The organism is Kitasatospora sp. NPDC101176, from assembly GCF_044768035.1.
Taxonomy (GTDB): Bacteria; Actinomycetota; Actinomycetes; order Streptomycetales; family Streptomycetaceae; genus Kitasatospora.
Genome location: NZ_JBIWPA010000030.1, coordinates 94,806 through 107,469 on the forward strand (window position 1 = coordinate 94,806; position 12,664 = coordinate 107,469).

The window sequence follows — 12,664 nt, forward strand, 5'->3', positions numbered from 1 at the left end:
TGGAAAGCCAGTGTCCAGCCGCCACCATGCCAGGTCGGCGGCCCTCTTGGACAGTCGGCCGCACCCGGGGCGCGTCGCCGTCCGTCCGCGGGGCCGCCGCGCCCGGCTAGCGGTGGCGCGGGGCCCGGGCCGCTGCCAGCAGTTCCTCCGCGTGGGCGCGGCCCAGCTCGGAGTCCTCCAGGCCGGCCAGCATCCGCGAGAGTTCGCGCACCCGCTCCTCGTCGTTCAGCACCTTGACGCCGCTGCGGGTCACGGTGCCGTCGTGGGTCTTCTCCACGACCAGGTGCCGGTCCGCGAAGGCGGCGACCTGCGGGAGGTGGGTGACCACCACGACCTGGGCGGACTCGGCCAGCTTCGCCAGCCGGCGCCCGATCTCCACCGCGGCCTTGCCGCCGACGCCCGCGTCCACCTCGTCGAACAGGTAGGTGGGGACGGGGTCGGCGCCCGCGAAGACCACCTCGACGGCGAGCATCACCCGCGACAGCTCACCGCCGGAGGCGCCCTTGGCGATCGGCCGGGGCTGGGCCCCGGGGTGCGGGGCGAGCAGCACCTCGACCTCGTCCACGCCGTGCGGCCCGTAGGCGACGGTGCGGCCCTCGAGCTCGATGCCGGACAGGTCGTCGACCCGGGTGATCGAGAAGGTCACCCGGGCGTGCGGCATGGCCAGTTCGGCGAGCTCGGCGGAGACGGCCTCGGCGAAGCGCCCGGCGGCGGCGTGGCGGGCGGCCGACACCTCGGCGGCCAGCTCGGCCAACTCGGCCCGCAGCTCCGTCTCGCGGGCGCCGAGCTGGTCGATCCGGTCGTCGTCGCCGTCGAGTTCGGCGAGCCGGGCGGCGCCGGCCTCGGCCCAGGCGATCACCTCGGCGAGGGTGTTCTCGGGGCCGCCGTACTTGCGCAGCAGCTGGGCCAGCACGGACCGGCGGTCCTCGACGGCGGCGAGCCGGACGGGGTCGGCGTCGAGGTCGTCCGCGTACCCGGCCAGGTCGCCGGCCACGTCGGCGAGCAGGTAGCCGACCTCGTTGACGCGGTCGGCGAGCGCGGCCAGGCGCTCGTCGTGGTGGCGCACGGCGTCCAGGGCGCGGCGGGACTGCGCGAGCAGGGTGCCGGCGTCCAGCGCCTCCGGGTCCGCCGGGTCGCCGGCCAGCGCGGCGTGGGCGAGGGTGGCGGCGGAGGAGAGCGCGTCGGCGTGGCCGAGCCGCTCGGCCTCGGCGGCCAGCTCGACGTCCTCGCCGGCCACCGGCTCGGCGGCGGCGATCTCGTCCAGGCCGAACCGGAGCAGGTCGGCCTCCTGGGCGCGCTCGCGCGCCTGGGTGGTGAGCTCCTCCAGCGTGGCGGAGACCTCGCGCAGGCTGCGGTAGGTCTCCCGGTAGCGGGCCAGCGGCCCGGCCACGGTCTCGCCCGCGTACCGGTCCAGCGCGCCGCGCTGGCGGGCCGGGCGCAGCAGCCGCTGCTGGTCGGTCTGGCCGTGCACGGCGATCAGGTCCTCGCCGAGCTCGGCGAGCAGGCCGACCGGCACGGCCCGGCCGCCCACGTAGGCCCGGGAGCGGCCCTCGGCGGAGACGGTGCGGCTGATCAGCAGCGCGCCGTCGTCCAGCTCGGCCCCGGCTTCCACCGCCCGGGCCGCCACCGGAGAGTCGGCGGGCAGCTCGAGCCGGCCCTCGACGACCGCGCGCCCGGTGCCGTTGCGCACCAGGCCCGGGTCGGCGCGGCCGCCGAGCAGCAGGCCGAGGCTCGTCACGACCATGGTCTTCCCGGCGCCGGTCTCACCGGTCACGGCGGTGAAGCCGGGCGCGAGTTCGACCACCGCGTCGTCGATGACCCCAAGATCCCGTATCCGCATCTCGTCCAACACGGAGACGACCTTACGAGGTTCCACCCCCGGCGCGCGACGAGCGGCAACGGCGCGCGGCAACTCCGTGCCCGGAAGTTCACCCCTTCCGGGAGGTTTGCCCGGGGCCCGGCACCGTGCACCACGGCAGGAAGAACTGCACCAGCGGGCCGATGGCCAGCGCGTACGCGACCGTGCCGACTCCGGCGGTGCCGCCGAGCAGCACGCCGGCGACCAGGACGGTGACCTCGATGCCGGTGCGGATCAGCCGCAGCGAGCGCCCGGTGCGCCGGTGCAGGCCGGTCATCAGGCCGTCGCGCGGGCCGGGGCCGAAGCGGGCACCGATGTAGAGGCCGGTGGCCAGGCCGTTCAGCGCGATCGCGGCGGCCATCAGCGCGATCCGGGCGGGCAGCCCGGCCGGGCCGTCGACCAGCCGCAGGGTGAGGTCCATCGACGCGCCCAGCACCAGGACGTTCGCCACCGTGCCGACGCCCGGGCGCTGGCGGATCGGGATCCACAGCAGCAGGACCAGGGCGCCGCAGATGGTCACCCAGGCGCCCACCGAGAGGCCCGCGGCACGCTGCAGGCCCTGGTGGAAGACGTCCCACGGGTCGAGGCCGAGGCCGGAGCGGAGCATCAGCGCCATGCTCGCGCCGTACAGGTAGAGGCCGACCGCGAGCTGCGGGATCCGGCGGCCCAGCGCGTGGGTGTCGCCGAGCAGGCGGGCGGCACGGGCCGGCCGGGCGGCCCCCGACCGGCCGGCGGGCCCGGCCGGCTGGACGGTCGGCGCGGCGGCTCCGGGCGGGGCGGCCGGCGCGGCGGCGGGCGGGGCCTCGGAGGGCCGGTCGGGCGTGGTCGGGTGCGTGGTGGCCAACGGGAGCTCCTGCGGGTGGTGCTGCACCGCCCGGCTGCCCCGGCGGTGGCGGACTCGATGGCCGCCCTGCCATGATGGCCAGGCCAAAGCGACCCCCTCCAGGGCCAATTCCGAGCAAGTGGACTGATCCCCCATGGCCGACTGGCACACCACCGTCACCCCGCCCGCGCTGGCCCGGCTGCTCGCCACCGCCCGGCTGCCCGACGCCCCCGGCCCCCGACGCCCCGCCTACCGGACCCTCGCCGGGCAGATCCGGCTGCTGGTCACCGAGGGCCGCCTGCCGGTCGGCGCCCGGCTGCCCGCCGAACGCGAACTCGCCACCGCCCTGGAGCTCAGCCGCACCACCGTCGCCACCGCCTACGAGACCCTGCGCGCCGAGGGCTACCTGCGCAGCCGCCGCGGCGCCGGCAGCTGGACCGCGCTGCCCGAGGGCGCCCCGCCGCCCGGCGACGCCCTGCACCCCGTCCCGCCGGACGAGCTCGGCCGCACCCTGGACCTCGGCGTCGCCGCCCTGCCCGCCCCGCAGCCCTTCCTCGGCGCGGCCGCCGCCCGCGCCGTCGAGCAACTGCCCCACTACGCCGCCGGACACGGCCACTACCCCACCGGCGTCCCGGTGCTGCGCGAGGCCGTCGCCCGGCGGTACACCGAGCGCGGGCTGCCCACCACCCCGGACCAGATCCTCGTCACCACCGGCGCGATGGGCGCCCTGCACCTCGTCCAGCGGGCACTGATCGGCCGCGGCGACCGGGTCGCCGTCGAGGCGCCCAGCTACGCCCACACCCTGCAGGCGCTACGGATCGCCGGCGCCCGCCTGGTGCCCGTGCCGTACGCCCCCGGCCCGCTCCCCGGGCCGAGCGGCCCGGCCCCGTGGGACCTCGCCGAGTGGCGCCGGGTGCTGCGCGGCGCGGCGCCCAAGGTCGCCTACGTGATCCCGGACTTCCACAACCCGACCGGCGCCCTGGTCGGCGAGGAGCAGCGGCGCGAGCTGCTGGCCGCCGCCCGGGCCGCCGGCAGCGTCGTCCTGGTCGACGAGACCACCGCCGAACTCGGTTGGGGCGTCCCGGAGTCCGAGCCCCTGCCGCGCCCGGCGGCGGCGCTGGACCGAGCCGCCCAGGTGGTCACCGTCGGCTCCGCGGGCAAGCTGCTCTGGGGCGGGCTGCGGATCGGCTGGGTGCGGGCCGCGCCCGCGCTGGTGCGCCGGCTGGCCGCCGACCGGGTCTACAGCGACGTCGGCACCCCGGTGCTCGACCAGCTGATCGCCGCCGACCTGCTGGGCGAGCCGCTGACGGCCGTGCGCACGCACCAGCTGGACCGGCTGCGGGCCACCGCGCACACCTTCGCGGCCGCACTGGCCGAGCGGCTGCCGGACTGGACCTTCCCGCCACCGCCCGGCGGGCTCTCGTTCTGGGTGTCCACCGGCGCTCTCTCCGGCGCGGCGCTGGCGCGGGCCGGGGAGCGCGACGGCATCCGGATCGCCGCGGGCAACCGGTTCGGCTCGGACGGCGCCTTCGAGCACCACGTCCGGATCCCGCTCACCGTGCCCGCCCCGGCCGTCCCCGACGCCGTACGACGGCTCACCGCGCTGGCCGCGCGGGCGGCGGCGGGCGGCCGGTACGGACCGGCCGACCAGGACCAACCCCTGGCCGTCTGACGGCCGGCGGCCGTCCGGCGGGTTGCCGGGCGCACCACGGCGCGCGCCGGTCCGCCGGGGCCCCCGGATCCGCCGGACGGCCCGCGGTCAGCAGCCGGTGTCCGCCCGGCCGCGCCAACCCGTCACCGGCAGCGCGAACTTGGCCACCAGCCGGTCGGTGAACGGCGCCCGGTGCAGTCGGGCCAGCCGCACCGGCGTCTGGCCCCGGCGGACCTCCACCCGGGCGCCCGCGGGCAGTTCGACCGAGCGCCGGCCGTCGCACCAGAGCACGCCGTGCGGGGTCTTGGGCTGCACCTCCACGGCCAGCACGGAGTGCGGAGAGGTCACCAGCGGGCGGGCGAACAGCGCGTGCGCGGAGATCGGCACCATCAGCAGCGCCTCCACCTCCGGCCAGACCACCGGCCCGCCGCCGGAGAACGCGTACGCGGTGGAGCCGGTCGGCGTCGCGCAGACCACCCCGTCACAGCCGAAGTTGGAGACCGGACGGCCGTCCACCTCGGTCACCACCTCCAGCATCCGCTCCCGGGACGCCTTCTCGATCGACGCCTCGTTCAACGCCCAGTCCTGGTGCAGCACATCGCCGTTGGTGCGGACGATGACGTCGATCGTCATCCGCTCCTCGACCGTGTAGTCGGCGTCCACCACCCGCTCGACCACCACGGCCAGGTCGTCCCGCTCGGCCTCGGCGAGGAAGCCCACCCGGCCCAGGTTGATCCCGAGCATCGGCAGCCCGTGCTCGCGCGCCAGCTCCGCCCCGCGCAGCAGCGTCCCGTCCCCGCCGGCGACCAGGATCAGCTCGCAGCCGTCCGCCGCCCCCGGGCCACCGGCGACCTTCTCCACCCCGTCCGGCAGGTCCAGGCCCACCGCCTCGGAGGCGAGCAGTCTGATCCGGATGCCCGCCTTCAGCAGCCCGTGCACCAGGCCCTCGACGCTGCGCAGCGCCGCCTCCCGGCCGGTGTGCGCGATCAGGAAGACCGTACGCTCGTCATCGCTCATGCCGCTGCCCTCTCCCTCACGCCTGCCGGGCCGCCCTCCGCCCCGGTGCGGTCGCGTCACACAGCATGACGGACCGGACGCCCGCAGAGCACCCTATCGGGGCCCCTCGGCGACGGCCCGGTCCGCCTCCGCAGGGTTCAACTGCGGGGCGTCGCGGCGCAGCCAGAGGAAGTACTCGACGTTCCCGGACGGGCCCGGCAGCGGGCTCGCGGTGACGGCACGCACGCCCAGGCCCAGCTCCCACGCCTGCCCGGCGACCTGGCGCACCATCTCCGCGCGCAGCTCCGGACTGCGCACCACCCCACCGCTGCCCAGCCGCTCCTTGCCGATCTCGAACTGCGGCTTGACCATCAGCACCAGGTCCGCGTCCTCGGCCGCGCAGCCGGCCAGCGCGGGCAGCACCAGGCCCAGCGAGATGAACGACAGGTCGCCGACCACCAGGTCGACCGGGGTGCCGCCGATCAGCTCCAGGCTGAGCTCGCGGACGTTGGTGCGGTCCATCACCGTCACCCGCTCGTCGCTCTGCAGCGACCACGCGAGCTGCCCGTAGCCGACGTCCACGGCGAGCACGCCGGAGGCACCGGCCCGCAGCAGGACGTCGGTGAACCCGCCGGTGGAGGCGCCCGCGTCCAGCGCCCGGCGGCCCTCCACCACGAGACCCTGCGGGACGAAGGCGGCGAACGCCCCGGCCAGCTTGTGCCCGCCGCGCGAAACGTAGTCGGGGTCGTTCTCGTCCTTGGCCACCACGACCGCCGCCGAGGTCTCCACCTGGGTGGCCGGCTTGGTCGCGGTCGTGCCGCCGACGGTCACCCGGCCGGCTGCGATCAGCTCGGACGCGTGCTCGCGCGACCGGGCCAGCTTGCGGCGGACCAGCTCCGCGTCGAGTCGGCGTCGTGCCACTGCCACTGGTGCTTCAGCTCCTACGGGTCCTGCGGATCATTCCTGGTCGAGCGCGGCCAGCATGTCGGCGAGCCGCTGGTGAACATCTTCGTACACCGCGACGTGCGCCTCGGCGGGGACCCCGTCCAGGGCCTCCAGCCGGGCCAGGCCGGCGTCCACGCCGGGGTGGCCGGTGGGGGCGAGTCCGACGCCGAGCGGCGCCGTCGGGTCAGCCGCTCCGGTCATCGGAGCGCTTCGTGCTGGTGGCCTTGCGGACGGTGGTCTTCTTCGTCGCCGTGCGCTTCGCGGGCGTCCCGGGCGACCCGGCCGGCTCGGCGGCGGACTGCTTCGCGGTGGCGGTCTTCTTCACGGCCGTCTTGCGGACCGCCGTCTTCTTCGCCGCCGCCTTCTTCGCCGCCGCCTTCTTCGCCCCGGGCGGCTCGGCGCCGCCCGACTTCGCACCGGGCGCCTTCGCTCCGGACGGCGCATCGGCCGGGGCCTTCTTCGCGGTGCCCTTGCGCGCCGCCGGCCGCTTGGGCTCGACGGGCTCGACGGGCCCGGACGGGCGCACGGGCCCGCTCGCCGGCTTCCGCCCCTGCGCGGCCCGCGGCGTCGGCGCCGCCCGCGGGACCGGCGGGACCGGCGGGTCGACCTCGACCGGCTCGTCCACCTCCACCCGCTCCGCCACTATCGGCTCCCCGGCCGCCCGGGCCTCCGGCCGCGCCTGCTCGTCCTCCCAGCCGCGCCCGAACAGGTCGTCCGCCCGGGGCGCCGGCACCGGCTGCTCCGAACGGTGGGCGTCCGCCGCCGGGCCGGGGCGCTCCGGCCCGCCCTCGTCCTCCTCGACCTCCCGCAGCTTGCTCTCCAGGTAGGCCAGCACCACACCGACCTTGGTGACCTGGTCACCGACCTTCTCGAAGGCCTTCTCCACCTCGCCCCGGGCCACCCCGACGGCCAGGTCCACCCCGGCCCGCCCGGCGGTGACCGCCTCGCCCGCCAGGGTCTGCAGGGTCTGCACCGACGGCGGGAACTGCCCGCCCAGCCGGCGCTCCACGTCGGCGACGTCGACCCCGGTCCGCTCCAGGATCGCGGCCGCCGTCCCGACGACCCGCTTGCCGACCTCCTCCACCAGCCCGGCGGCGACCTCCGCCACTCCCCGCACCGTCCTCGGCAGCATCCGGGTGCCTCCTAAGCGCCTGCGCGCATCGCTCCGTCGCCGTCGGTGCCCGGGCCGATCCGGGCACCCCACGGACGACGCTACCGCCAAAACCCGCCTGCGGTACCGTGGCCCGGCAGTGACCACCGCCGTCACCCGACCGAATCCACCGGGAGCCCAGAGATGGAGGCACCGCGATGGCCGACGCCGAGGAGTGCCGCGAGGCGCTGGAGCAGCTCAGCCGGAACATGGCGAAGTCCACCGGCGACGTCCGCAAGGCGGCCGCCCTGGACCGCTCGCTCAGCTGCCGGATCACCGACCTCGACCTGACCTTCACCGGTCAGCTGCGCGACGGCCGGATCCAGGGCCTCGCCTCGGCACCCGGTGCGCCCAGTGAGAAGGCCGCGATCCGGCTCACCATGAGCAGCGACGACCTGGTGGCCGTGGTCGGCGGCGGGCTCAACTTCGCCTCCGCCTGGGCCTCCGGCCGGATCCGGCTGGAGGCAGGCTTCCGCGACCTGCTGCGGCTGCGCACCCTGCTCTGACCCGGCTCCCGGCGGCCCGGGCCGTGCTGCACCCGGGGCACGGCGGGGCCCGGCGGTCCGGATGCCGCCGACCGCCGGGGCACCCGCACCGCCGAGCCCGGCCACGGCCGGCCGGGTCAGAACCCCAGCTCGGCCAGCGCCTTGCGCCCGTCGGCCGCCGTCCCGTCCGCGTCCAGCGCCGCCCACGCCGCCGCGCATAGCGCCCGCAGGCCGTCCCAGCGGTCCCCGCCGCCGGACAGCCGCAGCACGCCGTCCCCGGCCGTGGCGACCCAGCCGCCGCAGCCGGCCCCGCCGTCCTCCCGACCCACCGCGGGGTGCGGCTCCAGCAGCCCGCGCAGGTCCGCCGCCAGGTAGGTCGGCCGGTGCTCGACCGGGGCCGCCAGCAGCTGCACCGGCGTGGTCACCCCGGTGAACACCAGCAGGCTGTCCACCCCGCCGTTGAAGGCGCCCTCGATGTCGGTGTCCAGCCGGTCGCCGACCACCAGCGGCCGCCGCGCCCCGGTCCGCAGCACGGTCTCCCGGTGCATCGGCGGCAGCGGCTTGCCCGCCACCTCCGGGTCCACCCCGGCGGCGGCCCGCACGGCCGCCACCAGGGTGCCGTTGCCGGGGGCGATGCCGCGCGCGGTCGGGACGGTCAGGTCGGTGTTGGAGGCCACCCACGGCAGCCCCTGCTGCACCGCGTAGGAGGCCTCCGCCAGCTGCGCCCAGCCGACCGACGGGTCGTAGCCCTGCACCACCGCGAGCGGCTGCTCGTCCAGCGAGCGGACGGCGACCAGCCCGCGCTCGGCCAGCGCCTCCTCCAGCCCCGCGCCGCCCACCACGAGCACCTTCGCCCCGGCCGGCACCTTCTCCGCGACCAGCCGGGCGGCCGCCTGGGCCGAGTTGATCACGTCGCCCGGCTCGGCCGGCACCCCCAGCTCGGTCAGGTGCGCCGCCACCACGCGCGGCGGGCGGGAGGCGTTGTTGGTCACGTACGCGAGCCGCATCCCGGCTGTCCGGGCGGCGTCCAGCGCCTCCACGGCGTGCTCGATGGCGTTCGGGCCCGCGTAGACCACGCCGTCCAGGTCCAGCAGCGCCGTGTCGTACGCCTCGGTCAGCGGCCGGTCGCTGCCGCCGGGGGCGGTCCGTCGCACGGTGGGGGCCGTCTCGGTCATGGCTGCGCTACCTCATTCACTGCGTCGTTCGCTTCGTCGGGCGGCGCCGCGGGCCGGACCGGTCAGACCTCGTCGTCCGCACCGTCCTCGCCCGCCGGCCGCCCGTCCGGGCCGGGAGGGGGCGCCAGGTACCCGGGCGCCCCGGGCAGCAGCGGGCCGTAGGCCCCGGCGCGGGCCGCCAGGGTCGCCCTGGTCTGCCGCAGCGCCGCCCGGTAGTGCTCGGTGCCCGGCCGCATCGCCACGGCCAGCGCCAGGTGCTCGGCGGACGTCTCGAAGTCGCCCAGCCGGGCCGCCGCGACGCCCCACCCGAACTGAGCGTAGTCGTCCGAGGGATCGGCCAGCGCGACGGCCCGGAAGTTCTCCAGCGCCGCGGCGTACGACCCGGTGTCGAACTGGGCGCGTGCCAGCGTCTCCCGGATGCTGCGCGAGTGCGGCTCGGCCACCGCCGCCCGGGCCAGCAGCTGTTCGGCGGCCGCCGGATGGCCCTGGGCGAGCAGCTGCGCACCGCGCCGGAACCAGTCGTACACGTCCCCGGTCGGCTCGCCGGAGCGCGACTGGGCCGGCACGCCGCCGTCCGCCGGAGCGCCCCCGCCGGGGGCGCCGCCGGTGCCGCGCGGCTCGACCCGGCCGCCGCCGTCCACCCGTTCCTGCCCGTCGTCCATGCCGTACCTCGCCCTCGGTCTCACACCCGTCCCACGAGACGGCACGGGCATTCCGATCTCTCAACAACGCGTACCCGGTTACGATGCCCAGAATGAGCACACCCAGTGCAGAACACGGAGTCGAGACTCCGGAGGGCGGCCCCGGCGATCCCGGGCACGTCGCCACCGCAGGCCTGTCCCTGTCCCCCTTCCGCGGCCTGCGCTACGTCCCCGACCGGGTCGGCGCCCTCGCCGCGGTCATGTCACCCCCGTACGACGTCGTCGACCCGGGCCGTCGGCTCGACCTGGAGACCGCGGACCCGCACAACGTGGTGCGGCTGATCCTGCCCCGGCCCGAGCCCGAGGACGTCGGCGACCGGCCCGACCGCGACACCAAGTACCGGCACGCGGCCCGGCTGCTGGCCGACTGGCAGCGCGAGGGCGTCCTCGCCGCCGACCGGGAGCCCGGACTCTACGTCTACGAGCAACGCGTGCCCGCCACCGCCGACTCGCCCGAACTGCTCCAACGCGGGCTGATCGGCGCGCTCGCGGTCAGCGGCCGGGAGGCCGGCGTGGTCCTCCCGCACGAGGACGTCATGCCGCGGCCGGTCGCCGACCGGGTCGGCCTGATGCGCACCACCCGGGCCAACCTCGAACCCCTGCTCCTCACCTACCGCGGCAACGGCGGCGCCGCCGGCGTCGTCGAGCGCGCCGTCGAGGGCGAGCCGCTGCTCTCCACCGCCACCAGCGACGGCACCCACCACCGCCTGTGGGCGGTCACCGACCCGGCCGACATCGCCGAGATCGGCCGCGACCTGGCCACCTGCCGGGCCCTGATCGCCGACGGCCACCACCGCTGGGAGATGTACCTGCGCCTCCAGCGCGAACACCGCCACCTGCCGCGCAGCCCCTGGGACCGCGGTCTGGTGCTCCTGGTGGACACCGCCCGCTACCCGCTGCGGGTCCGGGCCATCCACCGCGTCCTGTACCGGCTGCCGGTGGCCGAGGCGCTGGAGAAGCTCGGCGACCAATGGAAGGTCAAGGAGGTCCCCGGCCCGCTGAGCGCCGCCCTCCAGGCGCTCGCGGAGCAGAAACGTCACGGCGGCAACGGCTTCGTGCTGACCGGCGGCGACGGCGTCTACTGGCTGCTCGGCGAACCCGAGGAGTCCCTGCTCGACGCCACCGTGCCGCACGACCGGCCCCAGGAGTGGCGCCACCTGGACGCCACCGTCCTGCACGCCACCCTGCTCGACCACACCTGGCGCGTCCCCGACGGCCCGGACGACATCGGCTACCTGCACACCGCGGTGGCCGCCGAGCAGGAGGCCGCCCGGACCGGCGGCACCGCGGTGCTGCTGCACCCGGTCCGGGAGAGCGTGGTCCGAAGACTCGCCGAACAGGGCGTCACCATGCCGCGCAAGTCCACCTCCTTCGGTCCGAAGCCGGCCACCGGGCTGGTGCTGCGCAACCTCGAACTGGGCTAGCGCCCGCGAGCCGGAAAGCCGTGAGGCCCTGCCCTTCCCCGAATGTCCGGGGAAGGGCAGGGCCTCAGTCGTTCGGTCGGGCTCAGCCCTGCGCGTCGGCCTTGTCCTCGGCCTTCGCCTCGGTGCCGGCCTCGGCCCCGTCCTCACCGGAACGCCCGGGCACCACGCCGTCGAAGTCCTCGTCGATCTCGAGGTCGTCCTCGTCGTAGTACTCCTCGACGTCCTCCTCGTCCTCGTAGATCACGCGGTCGTCGGAGACGTCGCCGCCACGCTTCTTCGCCGGGGCGTCGGCCTGCTCGGCCTCCTCCTCGGCCGCCTCGGGGTCGAGCGCGTCCACGAACTCGACGCCGTCGATCTCGGCCAGCCGCTCCGAGGCGTTGGTCGTGCCGTCGGTGTCGGCCTCGGCCGCCTTGGCGAACCACTCGCGGGCCTCCTCGGCCCGGCCGGCCGCGATCAGCGCCTCGGCGTAGGCGTACCGCAGACGGGCGGTCCACGAGTGCACCGCGCTGGACGCCAGCTCCGGGCTCTGCAGGGTCACGACGGCCGCGTCGAACTGCTCCATGTCGGTGCGGGCACCCGCGGCGACCAGGCGCATCTCAACCTGACCGGCCTTGTCCAGCTGCTTCACCTCGGGCTCGCCGGCCATCGCCAGCGCCCGCTCCGGGCGGCCCAGACCGCGCTCGCAGTCGGCCATCACCGGCCACAGGTCCGCGCGACCGGTCATCCGACGGGCGGCACGGAACTCGGTCAGCGCCTCGGAGTAGCGCTGCGTCATGTACGAGGCGAAGCCGGCGGCCTCACGGACGGCGGCGACGCGGGAGGCCAGCCGGAGCGCGATGCGCGAGTACTGGTAGGCCTCCTCCGGCTCGCTGTCGAGCATGCGGGCCACCATCACCAGGTTGCGGGCGACGTCGTCGGCGAGCGTCTTGGGCAGGCTCTTGAGCTCCTGGCGCACGTCCGCGTCCAGCTCGAAGCCGGTGACGTCCTCCGGGATCGGCAGGCGCCGGACGGGCTCGTAGTTGCCGCGGCGGTCGTCGTAGTCACGACGGGGGCCACGGTCGTCGTAGTCACGACGGGGGCCGCGGTCGCCGCCGCCCTGGCGGTCGTCACGGCGGTAGCCGCCGCCGGACGGGCGGTCGTCACGGCGGAACCCGCCGCGGTCGCCACCACGGTCGTCACGGTTGTAGCCGCCCGAGGGGCGGTCGTCACGACGGAACCCACCGCCGGAGGGGCGGTCGCCGCGGTCGCGGTTGAAACCGGACGGGCGGTCGTCGCGGCGGAAGCCACCGCCGGAGGGGCGGTCGCCGCGGTCGCGGTTGTAACCGCCACCGGACGGACGGTCGCCACCGCGGTAACCGCCGCGGTCGTCACGGTTGAAACCACCCGAGGGGCGGTCGCCGCGGTCGCGGTTGTAGCCGCCACCGGACGGGCGGTCGTCGCGGCGGAAGCCGCCGCG

Annotated in this window: 12 protein-coding genes; 3 read left to right on the top strand and 9 right to left on the bottom strand. The window is 76.4% G+C overall.

All coding sequences use genetic code 11. From position 1 onward, the window contains the following. Positions 1-106: 106 nt before the first annotated feature. Together recN and ACIRS1_RS30765 are read right to left on the bottom strand one after the other, a co-directional pair. Positions 107-1,840, bottom strand: a complete 1,734-nt coding sequence (gene recN / locus ACIRS1_RS30760; RefSeq protein WP_360209993.1) for a DNA repair protein RecN — start codon at positions 1,838-1,840, stop codon at positions 107-109. Positions 1,841-1,928: 88 nt separating this feature from the next. After that, complete coding sequence (locus ACIRS1_RS30765) at positions 1,929-2,549, bottom strand: hypothetical protein (protein ID WP_360209995.1); 621 nt, start codon at positions 2,547-2,549, stop codon at positions 1,929-1,931. 286 nt (positions 2,550-2,835) lie between these two features. Between ACIRS1_RS30765 and ACIRS1_RS30770 the strand changes: the two genes are divergently transcribed. Continuing rightward, entirely contained in the window at positions 2,836-4,353 is a 1,518-nt protein-coding gene (locus ACIRS1_RS30770) for a PLP-dependent aminotransferase family protein (protein ID WP_402845377.1), read from the top strand. Positions 4,354-4,440: 87 nt separating this feature from the next. Here the strand turns inward: ACIRS1_RS30770 and ACIRS1_RS30775 are convergent, their stop codons facing one another. From ACIRS1_RS30775 to ACIRS1_RS30790, 4 genes are all read right to left on the bottom strand, one after another. Beyond that, a complete protein-coding gene (locus ACIRS1_RS30775) occupies positions 4,441-5,349 on the bottom strand; it encodes an NAD kinase (RefSeq protein ID WP_360209968.1) in 909 nt (302 codons plus the stop codon). A 93-nt stretch (positions 5,350-5,442) separates the two neighbouring features. After that, entirely contained in the window at positions 5,443-6,249 is an 807-nt protein-coding gene (locus tag ACIRS1_RS30780) for a TlyA family RNA methyltransferase (protein WP_360209997.1), read from the bottom strand. 36 nt (positions 6,250-6,285) lie between these two features. Then, positions 6,286-6,474 carry a hypothetical protein gene (locus tag ACIRS1_RS30785; RefSeq protein ID WP_402845379.1) on the bottom strand — a complete coding sequence of 63 codons (189 nt, stop codon included), beginning with the start codon at positions 6,472-6,474 and terminating at the stop codon, positions 6,286-6,288. Next, complete coding sequence (locus ACIRS1_RS30790) at positions 6,458-7,405, bottom strand: hypothetical protein (protein ID WP_402845381.1); 948 nt, start codon at positions 7,403-7,405, stop codon at positions 6,458-6,460. The genes ACIRS1_RS30785 and ACIRS1_RS30790 overlap by 17 nt, the downstream gene beginning before the upstream one ends. Before the next feature lie 176 nt (positions 7,406-7,581). Between ACIRS1_RS30790 and ACIRS1_RS30795 the strand changes: the two genes are divergently transcribed. Next, positions 7,582-7,929 (top strand): SCP2 sterol-binding domain-containing protein, encoded by a 348-nt coding sequence (locus ACIRS1_RS30795; RefSeq protein ID WP_402845383.1) that lies wholly within the window; start codon positions 7,582-7,584, stop codon positions 7,927-7,929. A gap of 116 nt (positions 7,930-8,045) precedes the next feature. Here ACIRS1_RS30795 and ACIRS1_RS30800 read toward each other — a convergent pair whose 3' ends face one another. Both ACIRS1_RS30800 and ACIRS1_RS30805 read right to left on the bottom strand, forming a co-directional pair. Then, the gene (locus tag ACIRS1_RS30800) at positions 8,046-9,083 is read right to left on the bottom strand and encodes an HAD-IIA family hydrolase (RefSeq protein WP_402845384.1); all 1,038 of its coding nucleotides are present in this window, start codon (positions 9,081-9,083) and stop codon (positions 8,046-8,048) included. Between the two features lie 62 nt (positions 9,084-9,145). Then, on the bottom strand, positions 9,146-9,745 hold the full coding sequence (locus ACIRS1_RS30805; RefSeq protein WP_360209978.1) for a tetratricopeptide repeat protein: 600 nt from the start codon (positions 9,743-9,745) through the stop codon (positions 9,146-9,148). Between the two features lie 92 nt (positions 9,746-9,837). Here ACIRS1_RS30805 and ACIRS1_RS30810 point away from each other — a divergent pair, with 92 nt between their 5' ends. Then, positions 9,838-11,208 (top strand): DUF1015 family protein, encoded by a 1,371-nt coding sequence (locus ACIRS1_RS30810; RefSeq protein WP_402845386.1) that lies wholly within the window; start codon positions 9,838-9,840, stop codon positions 11,206-11,208. Positions 11,209-11,290: 82 nt separating this feature from the next. On the opposite strand, the gene ACIRS1_RS30815 is transcribed toward ACIRS1_RS30810, so the two are convergent. Beyond that, on the bottom strand, positions 11,291-12,163 hold the full coding sequence (locus tag ACIRS1_RS30815; protein WP_402845390.1) for a hypothetical protein: 873 nt from the start codon (positions 12,161-12,163) through the stop codon (positions 11,291-11,293). Positions 12,164-12,664: the final 501 nt, after the last annotated feature.

What these genes read in the sequence shown, in the direction of transcription:
- ACIRS1_RS30775 (WP_360209968.1), bottom strand. Translation starts at nt 5,349, where the DNA reads ATGAGCGATGACGAGCGTACGGTCTTCCTGATCGCGCACACCGGCCGG.
- ACIRS1_RS30795 (WP_402845383.1), top strand. Translation starts at nt 7,582, where the DNA reads ATGGCCGACGCCGAGGAGTGCCGCGAGGCGCTGGAGCAGCTCAGCCGG.
- ACIRS1_RS30770 (WP_402845377.1), top strand. Translation starts at nt 2,836, where the DNA reads ATGGCCGACTGGCACACCACCGTCACCCCGCCCGCGCTGGCCCGGCTG.
- ACIRS1_RS30785 (WP_402845379.1), bottom strand. Translation starts at nt 6,474, where the DNA reads ATGACCGGAGCGGCTGACCCGACGGCGCCGCTCGGCGTCGGACTCGCC.
- ACIRS1_RS30810 (WP_402845386.1), top strand. Translation starts at nt 9,838, where the DNA reads ATGAGCACACCCAGTGCAGAACACGGAGTCGAGACTCCGGAGGGCGGC.
- ACIRS1_RS30790 (WP_402845381.1), bottom strand. Translation starts at nt 7,405, where the DNA reads ATGCTGCCGAGGACGGTGCGGGGAGTGGCGGAGGTCGCCGCCGGGCTG.
- ACIRS1_RS30800 (WP_402845384.1), bottom strand. Translation starts at nt 9,083, where the DNA reads ATGACCGAGACGGCCCCCACCGTGCGACGGACCGCCCCCGGCGGCAGC.
- recN (WP_360209993.1), bottom strand. Translation starts at nt 1,840, where the DNA reads ATGCGGATACGGGATCTTGGGGTCATCGACGACGCGGTGGTCGAACTC.
- ACIRS1_RS30805 (WP_360209978.1), bottom strand. Translation starts at nt 9,745, where the DNA reads ATGGACGACGGGCAGGAACGGGTGGACGGCGGCGGCCGGGTCGAGCCG.